Here is a 15231-nt window from a genome sequence, read left to right as displayed (position 1 = left end):
CGGCGTTTCAAGTTTAGCACTAATCAGCCAAGAGCCGGGTAGTCGGTATAGCCTTCAGCCCCGCCACCATAGAAGGTCGGCTGGTTCGGCTCGTTCAGCGGCGCGTTGTCCTTGAGACGGCGCACCAGATCCGGGTTGGCGATGAAGGCCTTGCCGAAGGCCACGGCATCAACCTTGCCGCTTTCCACCGCCTCGATGGCGCTCTCACGGTCGTAGCCATTGTTGGCGATCCACAGGCCCTTGCCGCCCGCATTGCGATAGGCGGCCTTGAAGGCTGCGTAATCGAACGGCTTGTCGCCCTGCTTGAAGTCGCGCGGACCACCGGTCGCACCTTCAACAACATGGATGAAGGCCAGATTGCGTTTGCCGAGTTCTTCCGCAACGTAATTATAGAGTGGCTGCGGGTCGGCCTCGAAAATGTCGTTGGCGGGTGTGACGGGTGACAGGCGAATGCCGGTGCGGCCTGCGCCAATCTCTTCCGCCACCGCATCGACGACTTCGAGAAGGAAGCGGGCGCGGTTTTCGATCGAGCCGCCATATTCGTCGGTGCGCTGGTTGGTGCTGGATTTCAGGAACTGCTCGATCAGATAACCGTTGGCGGCATGGATTTCGACACCGTCGAAACCGGCCTCAAGTGCGGCGCGCGCGCCGGTCCGGTAATCTTCAAGGATAAGACCGATATCGTCGATGGTCAGTGCGCGTGGCTCGGAGGTTTCCGCAAACGCGCCGGTGCCGTCATCATTGATGATATAGGTCTTGGACTTGGCGATAATCGCGGAAGGGGCGACCGGCTGTCCGCCATGCGGCTGGAGCGAGGTGTGGGAAATGCGTCCCACGTGCCAAATCTGCGCGACGATCTTGCCGCCGGCGACATGCACGCCATCCGTGATCTTTTTCCAGCCCTCAACCGCTTCCTTCTTGTAGAGGCCCGGAACATCCGCGTAACCCTGACCTTGCTGGGAAATCGGCGTGCCTTCGGTCACGATCAGCCCGGCTGTTGCGCGCTGCTCGTAATAGGTGGCGTTGAGATTGTTGGGAATTGCCCCCGGCGAGCGGTTGCGGGTGAGGGGAGCCATGACGATACGGTTGGCGAGTGCGATATCGCCGGCCTGTGCCGGTTCGAAAAGACTTGTCATGCGACTTCACTTTCTGGTCGGTTGGCGAAATTGCGCGGCTGGCGCGCTTTCCTAATGTATGGGCATCGGAGAGAAAACCGCCTTGCAATTTCCGGTCCGACGCCCCGGTCTTATAAGCTTGGGAGGCTCAAAGATTGGCTTGCAGATAATTGCGGAAGGCGTCGATGGTTTCCTCGTTGCGTTCGAAAAACACCCATTGCCCAACTTTCTTTGACCTTATCAGGCCAGCTGCCTGCAAAACCGCCAGATGTGAGGAGACCGTCGATTGCGACAGGCCGCTGATCTGGAACTGATTGGCGCATACGCCCATGCTGAGCGGATGGTCCTGACAGAAGTGACTTTCAGGGCTCTTAAGCCACTCGAGGAACTTCAGCCTTGCGGGGTGTGAAAGGGCTTTGAGGATTTCCTCCGGGTTCATCTGCGTTTCTCTAATATCTGACATGTCCGATATTTATATCGATAGTTTTCGATATACAATTCACGTCTCTGTGAGGTAGTCGCCCGGGCCGAAAACAGCGCGCAAAAAAATGGCCGCCGGATTTCTCCGCGGCCAATGAGTTTGAAGGTTAAAACCTCCAGAGGGGAACAGCTGTCGCGTGCATAGGCAGGCGTGACAGCTGATTGAAATATGGGAGTGGCAAGAATGCAAAACAAGGTTGCATCATGCGATATTTCGCCAAATTGGAGAAAATTCTTGCGGGTAAAAAAAGAGGGCCGCCGGATAAATCCAGGGCCCTTTAAGTGTGAAGGTCAAAAACCTCCAGAGGGGAACAGCTGATGCGGTGGAACTGGGAGGAAAAGCCACCGTGTGCATCAACTGAGAGCGATATGGTGCTTTTTTGTGCACGAAACAACTCTTTTTTGTGCAGGTCAGGCATGCGTGCGATGCAGGTCTGGATATTTCCGGTATAATTTATGTGCAAAGCTGAAGTGCGGCGCGTCTGGCGCGCCGCCATCTTGGGACGGCCAACCCCATGAATTAGTATGATATTTCGTGGCGCTGGCCTATTTAAACGTCAGAAGTTCCAGTTCCGTGCCTTGGCAACGACGAAGTCGCGGAAGGCTTTCAGTTTTGCAGCGTTTTTCATCTCGTCCGGGTAACAGAAGTAGGTGTCGAACGAGGGAATATCGGCGGCAAGCGACAACTGAATCAATCCCGGATCGCGCCCGACGATGTAATCCGGCAAACAGGCGATACCTATTCCCAGCAGGCAGGCGCGCTTGATCGAGGTCTGGCTGTTGATCTGAAGATGCGGAATGCGGGTGTTGTCCGACGAGCGTCCCGCATTTTCCAACCAGTTGACATCAAGCAGATAGTTGGGTGCCGGTTCGCCGAAGGAGATGATGCGGTGGTTGTCCAGATCCTCGATCGACTGCGGCTCGCCGTGGCGGTTGATGTAGGACGGCGCCGCATAGACGTGCATGTGCACCGTGAACAGCTTGCGCTGGATAAGGTCGGACTGTTGCGGCTGGCGCAGGCGGATGGCGCAATCGGCGTGGCGCATGTTCACATCCAGCTCCTCATTGTCGAGGATCAGCTGGATCGACATTTCCGGATAGAGCTGCAGGAATTCCTGCACCTTGTCCGTGAGCCAGCCCTGGCCGAGACCAACCGTCGTCGTCACGCGCAGCTTGCCGCTCGGCTTCTCCGTCGTTTCGGTCAGTTGCATCTTGACGGTTTCGAGCTTTAGCAACACGTCATGGGCGGTGCGATACAGCAGTTCGCCCTGCTCGGTGAGGATAAGACCTCTGGCGTGGCGGTGAAACAGCTTCACGCCAACATCCTGTTCCAGCGCGCTGACCTGGCGGCTGATGGCCGACTGGGACAAATGCAGCTTGTCGGCAGCGTGGGTGAAAGACCCCGCTTCGGCTGCGGCATGAAAAATGCGCAGTTTATCCCAGTCCAATGGCATTGCCATGCCTATCCTGCCTTTCGGTTATTCGGCTGCTACCGCAAGCGGCTGCTGCGCGGTGAGGTACCGTTCTGCTTCAAGGGCGGCCATACAGCCCATACCGGCGGCGGTGATGGCCTGACGGTATATGTCGTCGGTAACGTCGCCGGCGGCGAAAATACCTTCCACGTCGGTAGCGGTGGAATCGGGCGCGGTCCACATGTAGCCATTGTCCTTGAGCTTCACCTTGCCCTTGAACAGTTCGACGGCCGGCGCGTGGCCGATGGCGACGAAGACGCCGTCGATGGGCGTATCGCTGATCACACCGGTCTTGGTGTCACGCAGTCGCACACCCGAAACAGAGGGTGGCATTGGCGGCTTGGCGGGAGCGCCGGTGATTTCGGCGATTTCCGTATTCCACAGGATCTTGACGTTTTCCTTGGCGAAGAGCCGTTCCTGAAGGATTTTCTCCGAGCGGAAACTGTCGCGGCGGTGCACGACGGTTACGGACTTGGCGATATGGGCGAGATAGAGCGCTTCCTCCACGGCAGAGTTGCCGCCGCCGACCACGATCACATCCTTGTTGCGATAGAAGAAACCGTCGCAGGTGGCGCAGGCGGAAACGCCGAAGCCCTGAAAGTGCTGCTCACTCTCGATGCCGAGCCACTTGGCCTTTGCGCCTGTTGCGATGATCAGCGTGTCGGCGGTCCAGACCTGACCGGAATCGGTCTTGACCACGAAGGGGCGCGTGTTGGTTTCGACTTCGGTCACGAGGTCGCTGACGATTTCCGCACCCACATGCGTCGCCTGCTTCAGCATCTGGTCCATCAGCCAGGGGCCCTGGATCGGATCGGCAAAGCCCGGATAGTTTTCGACATCGGTGGTGATCATCAGCTGGCCACCCTGTTCCATGCCGGCAATCAGCACGGGTTTCAGCATTGCGCGGGCCGCGTAGATCGCCGCGGTATAACCGGCGGGACCAGAGCCAATGATCAATACCTTGGTATGGCGGGCAGACATGGAAACAATCCTTTTTAAAGTAGCGGGGCCTTTCGGCAGCAGAACATTCCAGCCGAAGCACGGTGGACAGGCCGCAACCCCTTCGTTGCCCGGTATTTAAGGTTGTCTAGTGCCTTTATTCAAGGGCAGCCTTGCGTTACCAACAAGGCAGTTGTGGATGCGCGCGCAATTTTGTGACCGGCCGGCGGCATATTGTTGCGAATCCTGCGCCTGGTAGTACAAGGAAGTTCTCCGGCTTAACGAGGAACCTCTCCGTGACCAGCGTCGAACTCGATGCCATCGATCTGAAAATCCTGCGCGAATTGCAGCGCGACGGGCGCATGACCAACGTGGAACTGGCCGAACGGGTCGGTATTTCCGCGCCGCCGTGCCTCAGGCGCGTCCGCAAGCTGGAAGAAGCCGACGTGATCGAGGGTTATCACGCCATGTTGAACGCGCCGAAGCTCGGTTTCGATCTCGTTGCCTTCTGCATGGTCGGCCTCAAGCGCCAGTCGGACAGCAATCTGAAAGCCTTTGCAGCGGCGACGGCCGGATGGTCGCTGGTGCGCCAGGCCTGGATGGTATCCGGCGAAAGCGATTTCCTTCTGCATTGCATCGCCAGAAACCTGACCGAGTTTCAGGATTTCGTCATCGAGGTTCTGACAGCGGACGAAAACGTCGACACCGTGCGCACCATGCTCACCATCCGTCAGGTCAAGCGCGTCGGTCTGGTGGAAATCTGATCGGCGGACCTTTGAGTGATTGCGCCGGCGCTTACCCGCGCCGCAACGCGTCGTAGATCGTGCCGAGGCTCGTCGCCTCTTTTTCCAGCGGAAATGCAGTGCGCACATGCGAAAGTCCGGCACGGGCATGGTCCCTGGCGAGTGCGGGATCGGCAAGATAGGTTTTAATGGCATCCCGCAGGGACGCGTAGTCGCCGGCCTCAACGACCATGCCGGTCTCGCCCTTGACGATCATTTCCTCATAGGCGCCGGCATTGCTGGCAACGACAGCCGTCTCGGACGCCATGGCTTCCAGTGGCGTCAGGCCAAAGCCCTCGTTGCGTGACGGTGCGACATAGAGGGTTAGCCGCCGATACCAGGGCTTGATGTCGTCCACCTCGCCCTGAAACGCGATGCGGTCCGCAAGACCGGCTGCTGCGACATCGGCCACGAGCTTGTCGGCGAAGGCCTTGTGCTCTGCGGTCACGCGGCCGGAGATGACGGCCGTCCATTCGGGATAGTCGGGCAGAAGTTCGATCATGGCGCGCACGAAAAGGTCTGTTCCCTTCTGGTGGCGCACCCGTCCGAAACATCCGATGAGAAATTGTCCCGGCAGGCCGGTCGAAGCGATCGTATCCTCCGGGCCGGTTGCGGGATGAAACAGCTCGGTATCGACGCCATGCATGACGACGCTGTGTGGTACTTCCAGAAACGAGCCTGAGCGGCCGCTTGTCGCGACGACCGCATCCATTTTTGAAATCAGAAAGCGGGTATAGGCGGAATGTCGCCTTTGCGCCGCCGAGGTGAACATCAGCCTTACCTTCATGCGCAGCACGTCACGCATGAGAATGCCAGGCAACATTTCGAGATTGCGGCGGGCGTGCCAGATGCGCGGACCGCTGAGCGGGCCGTTTTGCCAGAGCCGCCACAGATCACGGAAGCGCACATGTGGCAGATGCTGCGGCAGGCCCGGGCCGATGACGGCCACTTTCTGACCCAGCCGGTTTTGTACCGGAATAAGCTGAACGATGGTGGAGGTAACGCCGGAGAGCCTGCGCTTGAAGTTCGGCGCAAGCACCTGCACATCTTTCAGACTGGCGTGGGACAAGATGGGCTTCCGTCTTTGCGGCTAAGGCAGGATTTTCAGTTCAGGATATCAATGCAATGCGCCCGAAGGGCGCATTGCATGAAAGGGCAGATCAGCCCCACTGTACGGCGAGAATCTCGTAACCCTTGGCGCCGCCCGGTGCGTTGACTTCGATGCTGTCACCGACTTCCTTGCCGATGAGGGCGCGGGCGATGGGCGAGGAAATGGAAATGCGTCCAGCCTTCACATCGGCTTCCTGGTCGCCAACGATCTGATAGATTCTTTCCTCGTCGCTATCCTCGTCGATCAGCTTGACGGTGGCGCCGAACTTGATCTTGGAACCGGACATCTTGGAAAGGTCGATGACTTCCGCGCGTGCGGTCAAGTCTTCGAGTTCAGTGATGCGGCCTTCGTTATGGCTCTGGGCTTCCTTGGCAGCGTGGTATTCGGCATTTTCCGAAAGGTCGCCATGGGCGCGCGCCTCCGCAATTGCCTCGATGATACGGGGACGCTCCTCCTGCTGGCGAAAGCGCAGCTCCTCCTGCAGCTTGATGAATCCACCGTGCGTCATCGGTACTTTTTCTACCATTTTTTTATCCTTCGCAGTCCTGTCGCTTTACTTGCAGACACAAAAAGAAACAGGTTCCGGAGGGGAACTCCGGAACCATGCCAAAATCATAACTAAGCCGACTATATCAGAAGACGACAACGAAATGCCAGCAAATTTGAGACGGGCATTTTCTTGCATTCGTTCAGGGCTTTAACAGATGAGATTGACATTTTTCAATAGAACATATAGTGAACATAACCATGAAGAAGTCAATCAGGCAACGGCTGGCCATTCTTTCCGATGCGGCCAAATACGATGCGTCCTGTGCCTCCAGCGGCACGACGAAACGCAGCTCTGCTGCATCCGGCGGACTTGGCTCCACGGAGGGGTCGGGCATATGCCATGCCTATGCGCCGGACGGGCGCTGCATTTCGCTCCTGAAGATACTGCTCACCAATTTCTGTATCTATGATTGCGCCTATTGCATCAATCGTTCTTCGAGCAATGTCGAGCGGGCGCGGTTTACTGCCGAGGAGGTGGTGTGGCTGACGCTGGAGTTCTATCGGCGCAACTATATCGAGGGGCTGTTTCTCTCTTCCGGCATTATCCGCTCATCCGATCATACGATGGAAGAGATGGTGCGGGTGGCGCGGGAACTGCGCGTCACGCATGGCTTTCGCGGCTACATCCATCTGAAATCCATTCCCGAAGCATCGCCAAAGCTTATTGAGGAAGCGGGGCTTTACGCCGACCGGCTATCGATCAACATCGAATTGCCGACTGATAGCGGCGTCAGCCGTTTTGCGCCGGAAAAGCAGCCCGCCAATATTCGCCGCTCGATGGCTGATATCCGCCTGAAGATCGAGGAGGCGGGGGAGCCGACAGTCAGGACGCGAAAGACCAAACGTTTTGCGCCTGCCGGACAGAGCACGCAGATGATCGTTGGGGCGGATGGGGCTGATGACAGCACCATTCTGTCCACCAGCGCCCGGCTTTATGGCAGCTATGGTTTGCGGCGCGTCTATTATTCGGCTTTCAGCCCCATTCCGGATTCGTCGAAGAACCTGCCGCTCATCAAGCCGCCTTTGATGCGGGAACACAGGCTTTATCAGGCCGACTGGCTCTATCGTTTTTATGGGTTCGACATTGGTGAAATAACCGCGATCGGCGGTAACGGAATGCTCGATCTCGATATAGATCCGAAGCTTGCCTGGGCGCTGAAAAATCGCGACCGTTTTCCAGTGGACGTGAACGTGGCGGATCGCGAAATATTGCTGCGCGTGCCCGGCTTCGGTACCAAGACGGTCGCCTCGATCCTGTCTTCACGCCGGTTTCGCCGATTGCGGCTGGAGGATATCGCCCGCTTCGGCGTTTCCCTGAAAAAGGTGAAGGCCTTCATCGTTGCCGAGGGCTGGACGCCGGGCAAGCTGACTGAACGGCCGGATTTGCGAGCGATGTTTGCTCCGCAGCCCGAACAATTATCGCTGCTGTGATGTACGGCCCGGTTCTGGAAGGGCGGGGCGATTTCGGCGAGTGGCGTGATGCGGCGCGCGCGGCTCTCGCCGCCAATGTGCCGCCGGAGGCGATTGACTGGCGGTTGCGGGATGAGAAAGCCGGGCTTCTCGATTTTGCCGGAGAGCCTTTGCCGGCGGCCCGTGCGGATGACGTGCAGGTGTCCGTTCCAGCCTCCTTCGTGACTTTGGCGCAAGCGATTATCTGTCATAGCGATCCGGGTCGTTTCGCACTGCTTTACCGGTTGCTGTGGCGGCTGAAGCGGGATCGCGCCCTGTTGCAGTTCAAGTCCGATGCGGATGTTTCCGAAGCCCGGCAGCTTGAAAAATCGGTCCGCCGCGATTGTCACAAGATGACGGCCTTTGTTCGCTTCAAGGAATTATCCTTGCCGCAGGGGCAGGGCGGGCGGCGGCGCTTCGTCGCATGGTTCGAGCCGGATCACTTCATCGTCGAGCGCACGGCCCCGTTTTTCCAGCGGCGGTTCACGGATATGGACTGGCTGATCGCGACACCGAACGGCTCCGCGCGGTGGGACGGAAACGTGCTGGAGACATCGCGGCAGGCCGCGTCCAAGCCTGAGCTGACGGATGAAACGGACGAGCTGTGGCGAACCTATTATGCCAACATATTCAATCCGGCGCGTCTGAAGATAAAAGCGATGACGGCAGAGATGCCAAAGAAATACTGGAAAAATTTGCCGGAAGCCGAGCTTATTCCAGGTCTCGTTCTTGGTGCCGAGGCGCGGGTGCTGGAGATGGCGGCAAAGGCTGCGAGCCAGCCGCAACCATTCCATCACCGCCTGCAGGCCGCGGCCTCGGCGCGTGAAGAGCCGCCACCGGCGCCAGACGGTACGCTCGCTTCATTGGCGCGGGAGGCTGGCCAATGCACGCGCTGCGCCCTACATTGCAAGGCAACGCAGACGGTGTTCGGCATTGGACCTGAGGATGCGAAAGTGATGATCGTCGGGGAACAGCCGGGAGATCACGAGGATCTTGCCGGAAAACCTTTAGTCGGTCCCGCTGGTCAGCTGTTCGACCGGACATTGGTTGAAGCCGGTATTGACCGCAAAAAGCTTTATGTCACCAACGCCGTCAAACACTTCAAATACGAGGCCCGCGGCAAGCGGCGCATTCACCAGCGACCGGATGCGGGCGAGGTGCAGCAATGCCGCTGGTGGCTTAACAAGGAAATCGAGCTGGTACGGCCGAAGCTTATCGTTGCCATGGGTGCAACTGCGCTTTATGCGCTGACAGGCGGAAAGGAAAAGCTCTCCGAGGTTAGGGGTCGCCCGATACCGATGCAGGGGGAGCGGACGCTTTTTGTCACGGTGCACCCTTCCTATCTTCTTCGCCTTCCCGACTCGCAGCAGAAGGAGGCGGAAATGCAGAATTTCAGGAATGAAATTGATTTTATAAGATTATTCTAATGGACTGCTTTGTGTGTTGCTACGCTATATTGGATGATCATCGATGTCTTCATCGATATGATTAAATTTTTGTTTATTGGTTATTTTTATTGAAATTTTATACTTTATACTATAAATAAGATATTTATATTTATTCATTGCGTGGATGTATGATGCTCGGCGAGCTAGATCTTGCAACAGTGATACTGATGCAAAAGTGTTCTTACATTGTTGGAATGCTGAGTTTTATATATTTGAAGCTCACAAATCGTGGTTTGCACGGCCCGACGGCTCTTGCAGCAGGCTTCGCAGCCATGGCTGCCGGCTCCACGCTCGCTGGGTACGGCGAATGGGGAATAATGTCTCCGGCCTTGTGGCAATTCGGCAGCATCGTCTTCGGTATCGTGGGTTATGCGCTGATCTGGCTTGGCTTGAAAATCCTGAGCGATGGACGTGCTGCCAGTAGGGGGACAGTGTCAGCTATCTGTTTGATTGCCTTGCTGGCAATTGTCCTTGCACAGCAGGTGGCTGACAATAACGCTTATCGTGCGGCCCTGTTCAACGGTTGTGCGGCTGTGGCCTATCTTGCGGGAGCGGGCGGGCTTTTTGCGCGGTGGCGCAAGGAGCCACTCCTGTCCCGCTTCGCGTTGGGCGCTATTGCGGGTATTTCCGGCCTGATTTCGTTGTCGGTGGCAAAGAGCGTGCTTTTGCCCCAATACGCCGCCATCGATCTGGTCAATGCGTTTTTCTTGATCATCATGTTGAACTTCGCCATTGCGCTGTTCGTGATGATGCTGGTAGCCGAGCGGTCAGAGCGGAAATTGCTGGTTCTCGCCAACACCGATCCTTTGACGGGCGTCAAGAACCGTCGTTTTTTCTTCCAGGCCATGCCGGCGGTGCCGGGTCCCAACGATGCGGCGATGCTGCTCGATATCGACCACTTCAAATCAATCAACGACCGCTTCGGCCACGCCGTCGGCGACAGCGTTCTTCAGGAAGTGGCGAAGCGTATCGGCGGCAGCATACGCGGTGGTGACGTGCTGGCGCGTTACGGTGGCGAGGAGTTTATCATCTTCCTGCCGGGTGCCGGTGTTCAAAAGGCTTGCATGATCGGAGAACGCATTCGCGATGCGATTGCGATAACCGAAGTCGATTGCGGCGGTTTGCGTGTCGGCGTGACGATCAGCATCGGCGTCGCAACCAGCGGCGATATACGCTGCGATCTTCAGACCCTGGCGGAAATGGCGGACCGCGCCCTTTACCGCGCCAAGACGGATGGGCGCAATTGCGTGCGCGAAGCCCTGGCGGCGTGAGGCTTTTGAGCTTTTTGTGAGACAATGCAAAACGCCGCAGGCATGACCCGCGGCGTTTCCATGATCTTCGTTGCCGGCTGATTTTACAGGAAGTAGCTCTGCAAGGGCTTCACTTCCAGATTGCCGGCCTTAAGCGCCTTGATGGCAAGGGCTGCTGCTTCGGCACCGGCCATCGTCGTGTAGTATGGCACCTTCTGCATCAGCGTTGCGCGGCGCAGCGACTTCGAGTCGGAAATCGCCTTGTTGCTGTCGGTGGTGTTGATGACCAGCTGGACCTGCCGGTTGCGGATGGCGTCTTCGATATGCGGACGACCTTCCTGCACCTTGTTGATCTTCTCGGCGTCGATGCCCTGTTCAGCAAGGAAACGCTGGGTGCCGCCGGTTGCCAGTACCCTGAAGCCGCTCTCGACCAGAATACGGATTGCGGGCAATACGCGGTCCTTGTCGTCGTCGCGCACCGAGACGAAGACGGTGCCGGAGCGCGGCAGGTCGACGCCGGCGCCGAGCTGGCTCTTGGCGAAGGCGAGGGCGAAATCGGTGTCGAGGCCGATGACTTCGCCGGTCGAGCGCATTTCCGGTCCGAGCAGAATGTCGACGCCGGGGAAGCGGGCGAACGGGAAAACGGCTTCCTTGACGGCGATGTGCTTCAGGTTGCGCGGATCGGGTTTCTTGCCGTAAGCGGCAATCGCCGCATCAAGCTTTTCGCCGGCCATGACGCGGGCAGCGATCTTGGCGATCGGCGCACCGATGGTTTTTGCAACGAAGGGCACCGTGCGGGAGGCGCGCGGGTTGACTTCGAGAACGTAGATCGTGCCGTCCTTGATAGCGTACTGAACGTTCATCAGGCCACCGACGTTGAGCGCCCTTGCAAGCGCCGTCGTCTGGCGTTCCAGCTCGTCGAGGGTTTCCTTGCTCAGCGAACGGGAAGGCAGCGAGCAGGCCGAGTCGCCCGAGTGGATACCGGCTTCTTCGATGTGCTCCATGATGCCCGACACGAAGACGTTTTCGCCGTCGCACAGTGCATCGACGTCGACTTCGACGGCGTTGGTCAGGTAGCTGTCGAACAGAAGCGGGTTCTTGCCGAGCAGGGTGTTGATCTGGCCGGTCTTGTCGTTCGGGTAACGCTGCTTGATGTCCTCTGGCACGAGGCCCGGAACCGTATCGAGCAGATAGGTCTGGAGCTGGCCTTCCGAATGGATGATCTGCATGGCGCGGCCACCCAGAACATAGGAAGGACGCACGACCAGCGGGAAGCCGATTTCCGAAGCGACGAGGCGCGCCTGTTCAACCGAATAGGCGATGCCGTTGTTCGGCTGGGCGAGGTCGAGCTTCATCAGCAGCTTCTGGAAGCGGTCGCGGTCTTCGGCAAGGTCGATCATGTCAGGCGCGGTGCCGAGGATCGGGATACCGTTCTTTTCCAGCGCTTCGGCCAGCTTCAGCGGCGTCTGGCCGCCGAACTGCACGATGACGCCGACCAGTTCGCCCTTTTCCTGCTCGGCGCGCATGATCTCGATCACGTCTTCGGCCGTCAGCGGTTCGAAATAGAGGCGGTCGGAGGTGTCGTAGTCGGTTGAAACCGTTTCCGGGTTGCAGTTGATCATGATCGCTTCGAAGCCTGCATCCTTCAGCGCGAAGGCAGCATGGCAGCAGCAATAGTCGAACTCGATGCCCTGGCCGATACGGTTCGGACCGCCGCCGAGGATGACGACCTTCTTGCGGTCGGAAACCTGCGCTTCAGAGCGGGCGGCGCCGACGAAGGGGATTTCATAGGTTGAATACATGTAGGCGGTGGGCGAGGCGAATTCTGCCGCGCAGGTATCGATGCGCTTGAAGACCGGGCGAACATTGAGGCTGTTGCGCAGCTCGGCCACTTCCTTCGGGCGCTTGCCCGTCAGAATTGCCAGGCGGGCGTCGGAAAAGCCCATGGCTTTGAGCATGCGCAGGTTCTCTGCGTCCTGCGGCAGGCCTTGCTCACGGACACGGGCTTCCATGTCCACAATTGCCTTGAACTGGGCGATGAACCAGGGGTCGATCTTCGAGTTTTCGTGGACTTCCTCTTCCGTCATTCCCATACGCAGCGCCTGGGCGACCATGCGCAGGCGATCCGGCGTCGGCGTGCCGATGGCGGCGCGGATGGCGTTCTTGGAGCCTTCGCCCTCTTCAAAGCCGGGGATTTCGATTTCATCGAGACCGGTGAGGCCGGTTTCCATGCCGCGCAGCGCCTTCTGCAGCGATTCTGCGAAGGTGCGGCCGATGGCCATGACTTCACCGACGGACTTCATGGCCGTTGTGAGGATCGGCGAGGCGCCCGGGAACTTCTCGAAGGCGAAACGCGGGATCTTGGTGACGACGTAGTCGATCGACGGTTCGAACGAGGCAGGCGTCGCGCCGCCGGTGATATCGTTTTCCAGCTCGTCGAGCGTATAGCCGATGGCGAGCTTGGCGGCGATCTTGGCGATCGGGAAGCCGGTCGCCTTGGAGGCGAGAGCAGACGAGCGCGAAACGCGCGGGTTCATTTCGATGACGACGAGGCGGCCGTCTTTCGGGTTGACGGCGAACTGCACGTTCGAGCCGCCGGTTTCCACGCCGATCTCACGCAGCACCGCAATCGAGGCGTTGCGCATGATCTGGTATTCCTTGTCGGTCAGCGTCAGCGCTGGCGCAACGGTGATGGAATCGCCGGTGTGGACGCCCATCGGATCGATGTTTTCGATGGAGCAGATGATGATGCAATTGTCCGCGGTGTCGCGGACCACTTCCATCTCATATTCCTTCCAGCCGAGAACCGATTCTTCGACCAGCACCTCGGTGGTCGGCGAAGCGTCGAGGCCGCCCGAGACGATGTCGAAGAATTCGGAGCGATTATAGGCAATGCCGCCGCCGGTGCCGCCGAGCGTGAAGGACGGGCGGATGATGGCTGGCAGGCCGACATGGTCGATCGCCTGGGCGGCGATTGCAATCGCATGCGCCATGTAACGCTGCTTGCGGTCGGTCTCGCCAAGGTTCCACTGGTTTTCCAGATCGTCCAGCGCCTTGTCCAGTTCCGCACCGGAAAGCTTCGCCTTGAGTTCGGCGCGGGCAGCTTCGTGCTTCTTGCGGTCGGCGTCCTTGATTTCAGTGGCGTTGGCCAGCATGGACTTCGGCGTTTCGAGGCCGATGCGAGCCATGGCCTCGCGGAAGAGGGCGCGGTCTTCGGCCATGTCGATGGCTTCGGGCTTGGCACCGATCATTTCCACATTGTAGCGGTCGAGAACGCCCATGCGCTTCAGGGACAGCGCAGTGTTGAGCGCGGTCTGGCCGCCCATGGTGGGAAGCAGCGCGTCCGGACGTTCCTTGGCGATGATCTTGGCGACGACTTCCGGGGTGATCGGCTCGACATAGGTTGCGTCGGCGAGGCCCGGATCGGTCATGATGGTGGCCGGGTTGGAGTTGACCAGAATGACCCGGTAACCCTCTTCCTTCAGCGCCTTGCAGGCCTGGGTGCCGGAATAGTCGAATTCACATGCTTGGCCGATGACGATCGGTCCTGCGCCAATGATGAGGATGGACTTGATATCTTGGCGCTTCGGCATGGCTCTCTCGTTCCGCGTTTTGGTTGCGCAAAACACCAGCCAGGGTGAAAGATCACCGGCCGGGGCGCGCAATTCAAAGTTTTCAGGCTAGAAGCGGCTTATAGGCAAATGTTTTTGAGAACGGAACCCCATAAATTCCGGAATCGACAGAAACTCTTAACCCGTCGGTGTATGCGCGGCGAAACGGGCCTGCACGGCCGCGCTATGGGAGCGGCTGACGGGTATTTCCGAACCGTCTCTTGTAATGACGTGCAGACGGCCAGCCTGTTTACGCAACGAGACGACGTCGGAAATGGCAATCCAGTGGGAACGGTGCACCTGCAAGCCTTCCGTGAGGCCTATTTCTTTCAGCGCATCGGCAAAACGCAGCAGAACGAGCTGATGGCCGCGCGTGGTGACGATTTCGGTATAGTGGTCCTGCACCGACAGCCGCAGCAATTCTCCGCGCTTTTGCGGCGGCAGCCGCTCCAGCAGCGGCGCGATGCTTTTCACCTCACCTTTGGCATCTCCATTCGGGTCCGCAACGGCATCCGTTGCCGTTGCGCGTGACTGGCAGGCCGTGAGGTAGCTCAGCAGGCAAAAGATGGCGCAGAGCGGCAGGGCCGACAGGCTGCTTTTCAGATAGGCAGCGAAACCCATTTCCCTGCCGGAAAAGATTTGGTTCATGATGGAAAGCAGCAGCCCAATGGGCAGGGCTGCCGTCAGCGAGCCGATCATCATGCGTGTCAGCATATTTTCAATGCTGCCGGCAAGAATGGTGTTGGCGAGGATGGAAAAGGATATTGCGAACGTCCATGCGCCAGCCTGAACGATTGTCCAGTAAAGCAGCCGGTCGGCGAAACTCATGGTCTCACTTGTCCCGAAAGGGCCGGTCAGAATGAAGATCGCCAATATAGCAAGGAAGGTCAGCCACAGTCTGCGCGATTGCAGGATGGCGTGCATTTCACGAAGCGTGGACTGCAAAGAGAGGTGATCCACGAAGTTTTCCTGCGGTTGACGCCAATGCGTTTTTCTTTCGCGCATGTTTTGCCGAAGTTAGCGAT

12 protein-coding genes are annotated in these 15231 nt (G+C 58.5%); 4 read left to right on the top strand and 8 right to left on the bottom strand.

Annotated features, from left to right (window positions below; genetic code table 11):
* Positions 1-23 precede the first annotated feature (23 nt).
* The 4 genes from G6L97_RS08875 to trxB form a co-directional block, all read right to left on the bottom strand.
* The gene (locus G6L97_RS08875) at positions 24-1136 is read right to left on the bottom strand and encodes an alkene reductase (RefSeq protein WP_003513410.1); all 1113 of its coding nucleotides are present in this window, start codon (positions 1134-1136) and stop codon (positions 24-26) included.
* 127 nt (positions 1137-1263) lie between these two features.
* Entirely contained in the window at positions 1264-1554 is a 291-nt protein-coding gene (locus G6L97_RS08870; RefSeq protein WP_003513408.1) for an ArsR/SmtB family transcription factor, read from the bottom strand.
* A gap of 598 nt (positions 1555-2152) precedes the next feature.
* Positions 2153-3049, bottom strand: a complete 897-nt coding sequence (locus G6L97_RS08865; protein WP_003513405.1) for a LysR family transcriptional regulator VtlR — start codon at positions 3047-3049, stop codon at positions 2153-2155.
* 24 nt (positions 3050-3073) lie between these two features.
* Positions 3074-4048, bottom strand: coding sequence for a thioredoxin-disulfide reductase (trxB, locus tag G6L97_RS08860; RefSeq protein ID WP_003513403.1), 975 nt, complete (start codon positions 4046-4048; stop codon positions 3074-3076).
* A 254-nt stretch (positions 4049-4302) separates the two neighbouring features.
* On the opposite strand from trxB, the gene G6L97_RS08855 reads away from it, so the two are divergent.
* Complete coding sequence (locus G6L97_RS08855; RefSeq protein WP_003513401.1) at positions 4303-4770, top strand: Lrp/AsnC family transcriptional regulator; 468 nt, start codon at positions 4303-4305, stop codon at positions 4768-4770.
* Positions 4771-4801: 31 nt separating this feature from the next.
* On the opposite strand, the gene G6L97_RS08850 is transcribed toward G6L97_RS08855, so the two are convergent.
* Together G6L97_RS08850 and greA are read right to left on the bottom strand one after the other, a co-directional pair.
* Positions 4802-5857 carry a glycosyltransferase family 4 protein gene (locus G6L97_RS08850; RefSeq protein WP_111783580.1) on the bottom strand — a complete coding sequence of 352 codons (1056 nt, stop codon included), beginning with the start codon at positions 5855-5857 and terminating at the stop codon, positions 4802-4804.
* Positions 5858-5948: 91 nt separating this feature from the next.
* Positions 5949-6425: a transcription elongation factor GreA gene (greA, locus tag G6L97_RS08845; RefSeq protein WP_003513396.1), complete on the bottom strand. Its 477-nt coding sequence runs from the start codon at positions 6423-6425 to the stop codon at positions 5949-5951.
* Between the two features lie 221 nt (positions 6426-6646).
* On the opposite strand from greA, the gene G6L97_RS08840 reads away from it, so the two are divergent.
* The 3 genes from G6L97_RS08840 to G6L97_RS08830 all read left to right on the top strand — a co-directional run bounded on the left by G6L97_RS08840 (position 6647) and on the right by G6L97_RS08830 (position 10616).
* On the top strand, positions 6647-7879 hold the full coding sequence (locus G6L97_RS08840; protein WP_013636565.1) for a putative DNA modification/repair radical SAM protein: 1233 nt from the start codon (positions 6647-6649) through the stop codon (positions 7877-7879).
* Entirely contained in the window at positions 7879-9324 is a 1446-nt protein-coding gene (locus G6L97_RS08835) for a UdgX family uracil-DNA binding protein (RefSeq protein ID WP_111783579.1), read from the top strand. The genes G6L97_RS08840 and G6L97_RS08835 overlap by 1 nt, the downstream gene beginning before the upstream one ends.
* Before the next feature lie 152 nt (positions 9325-9476).
* The gene (locus G6L97_RS08830; protein WP_111783641.1) at positions 9477-10616 is read left to right on the top strand and encodes a GGDEF domain-containing protein; all 1140 of its coding nucleotides are present in this window, start codon (positions 9477-9479) and stop codon (positions 10614-10616) included.
* 83 nt (positions 10617-10699) lie between these two features.
* Here G6L97_RS08830 and carB read toward each other — a convergent pair whose 3' ends face one another.
* Together carB and G6L97_RS08820 are read right to left on the bottom strand one after the other, a co-directional pair.
* The gene (carB, locus tag G6L97_RS08825; protein ID WP_174002848.1) at positions 10700-14188 is read right to left on the bottom strand and encodes a carbamoyl-phosphate synthase large subunit; all 3489 of its coding nucleotides are present in this window, start codon (positions 14186-14188) and stop codon (positions 10700-10702) included.
* A 156-nt stretch (positions 14189-14344) separates the two neighbouring features.
* Entirely contained in the window at positions 14345-15211 is an 867-nt protein-coding gene (locus G6L97_RS08820; protein WP_162686691.1) for a LytTR family DNA-binding domain-containing protein, read from the bottom strand.
* Positions 15212-15231 lie beyond the last annotated feature (20 nt).

Origin of the sequence: Agrobacterium tumefaciens (assembly GCF_013318015.2) — a bacterium.
Taxonomy (GTDB): domain Bacteria; phylum Pseudomonadota; class Alphaproteobacteria; order Rhizobiales; family Rhizobiaceae; genus Agrobacterium; species Agrobacterium tumefaciens.
Note: the sequence above shows the minus strand (reverse complement) of the source record. Positions and strands in the feature narration are given on the sequence as shown.

Excerpts from the sequence above, each read along its gene's own strand:
- G6L97_RS08875 (WP_003513410.1), bottom strand. The coding sequence starts at position 1,136 with ATGACAAGTCTTTTCGAACCGGCACAGGCCGGCGATATCGCACTCGCC.
- G6L97_RS08870 (WP_003513408.1), bottom strand. The coding sequence starts at position 1,554 with ATGAACCCGGAGGAAATCCTCAAAGCCCTTTCACACCCCGCAAGGCTG.
- G6L97_RS08865 (WP_003513405.1), bottom strand. The coding sequence starts at position 3,049 with ATGCCATTGGACTGGGATAAACTGCGCATTTTTCATGCCGCAGCCGAA.
- trxB (WP_003513403.1), bottom strand. The coding sequence starts at position 4,048 with ATGTCTGCCCGCCATACCAAGGTATTGATCATTGGCTCTGGTCCCGCC.
- greA (WP_003513396.1), bottom strand. The coding sequence starts at position 6,425 with ATGGTAGAAAAAGTACCGATGACGCACGGTGGATTCATCAAGCTGCAG.
- G6L97_RS08840 (WP_013636565.1), top strand. The coding sequence starts at position 6,647 with ATGAAGAAGTCAATCAGGCAACGGCTGGCCATTCTTTCCGATGCGGCC.
- G6L97_RS08835 (WP_111783579.1), top strand. The coding sequence starts at position 7,879 with ATGTACGGCCCGGTTCTGGAAGGGCGGGGCGATTTCGGCGAGTGGCGT.
- G6L97_RS08830 (WP_111783641.1), top strand. The coding sequence starts at position 9,477 with ATGCTCGGCGAGCTAGATCTTGCAACAGTGATACTGATGCAAAAGTGT.
- carB (WP_174002848.1), bottom strand. The coding sequence starts at position 14,188 with ATGCCGAAGCGCCAAGATATCAAGTCCATCCTCATCATTGGCGCAGGA.
- G6L97_RS08820 (WP_162686691.1), bottom strand. The coding sequence starts at position 15,211 with ATGCGCGAAAGAAAAACGCATTGGCGTCAACCGCAGGAAAACTTCGTG.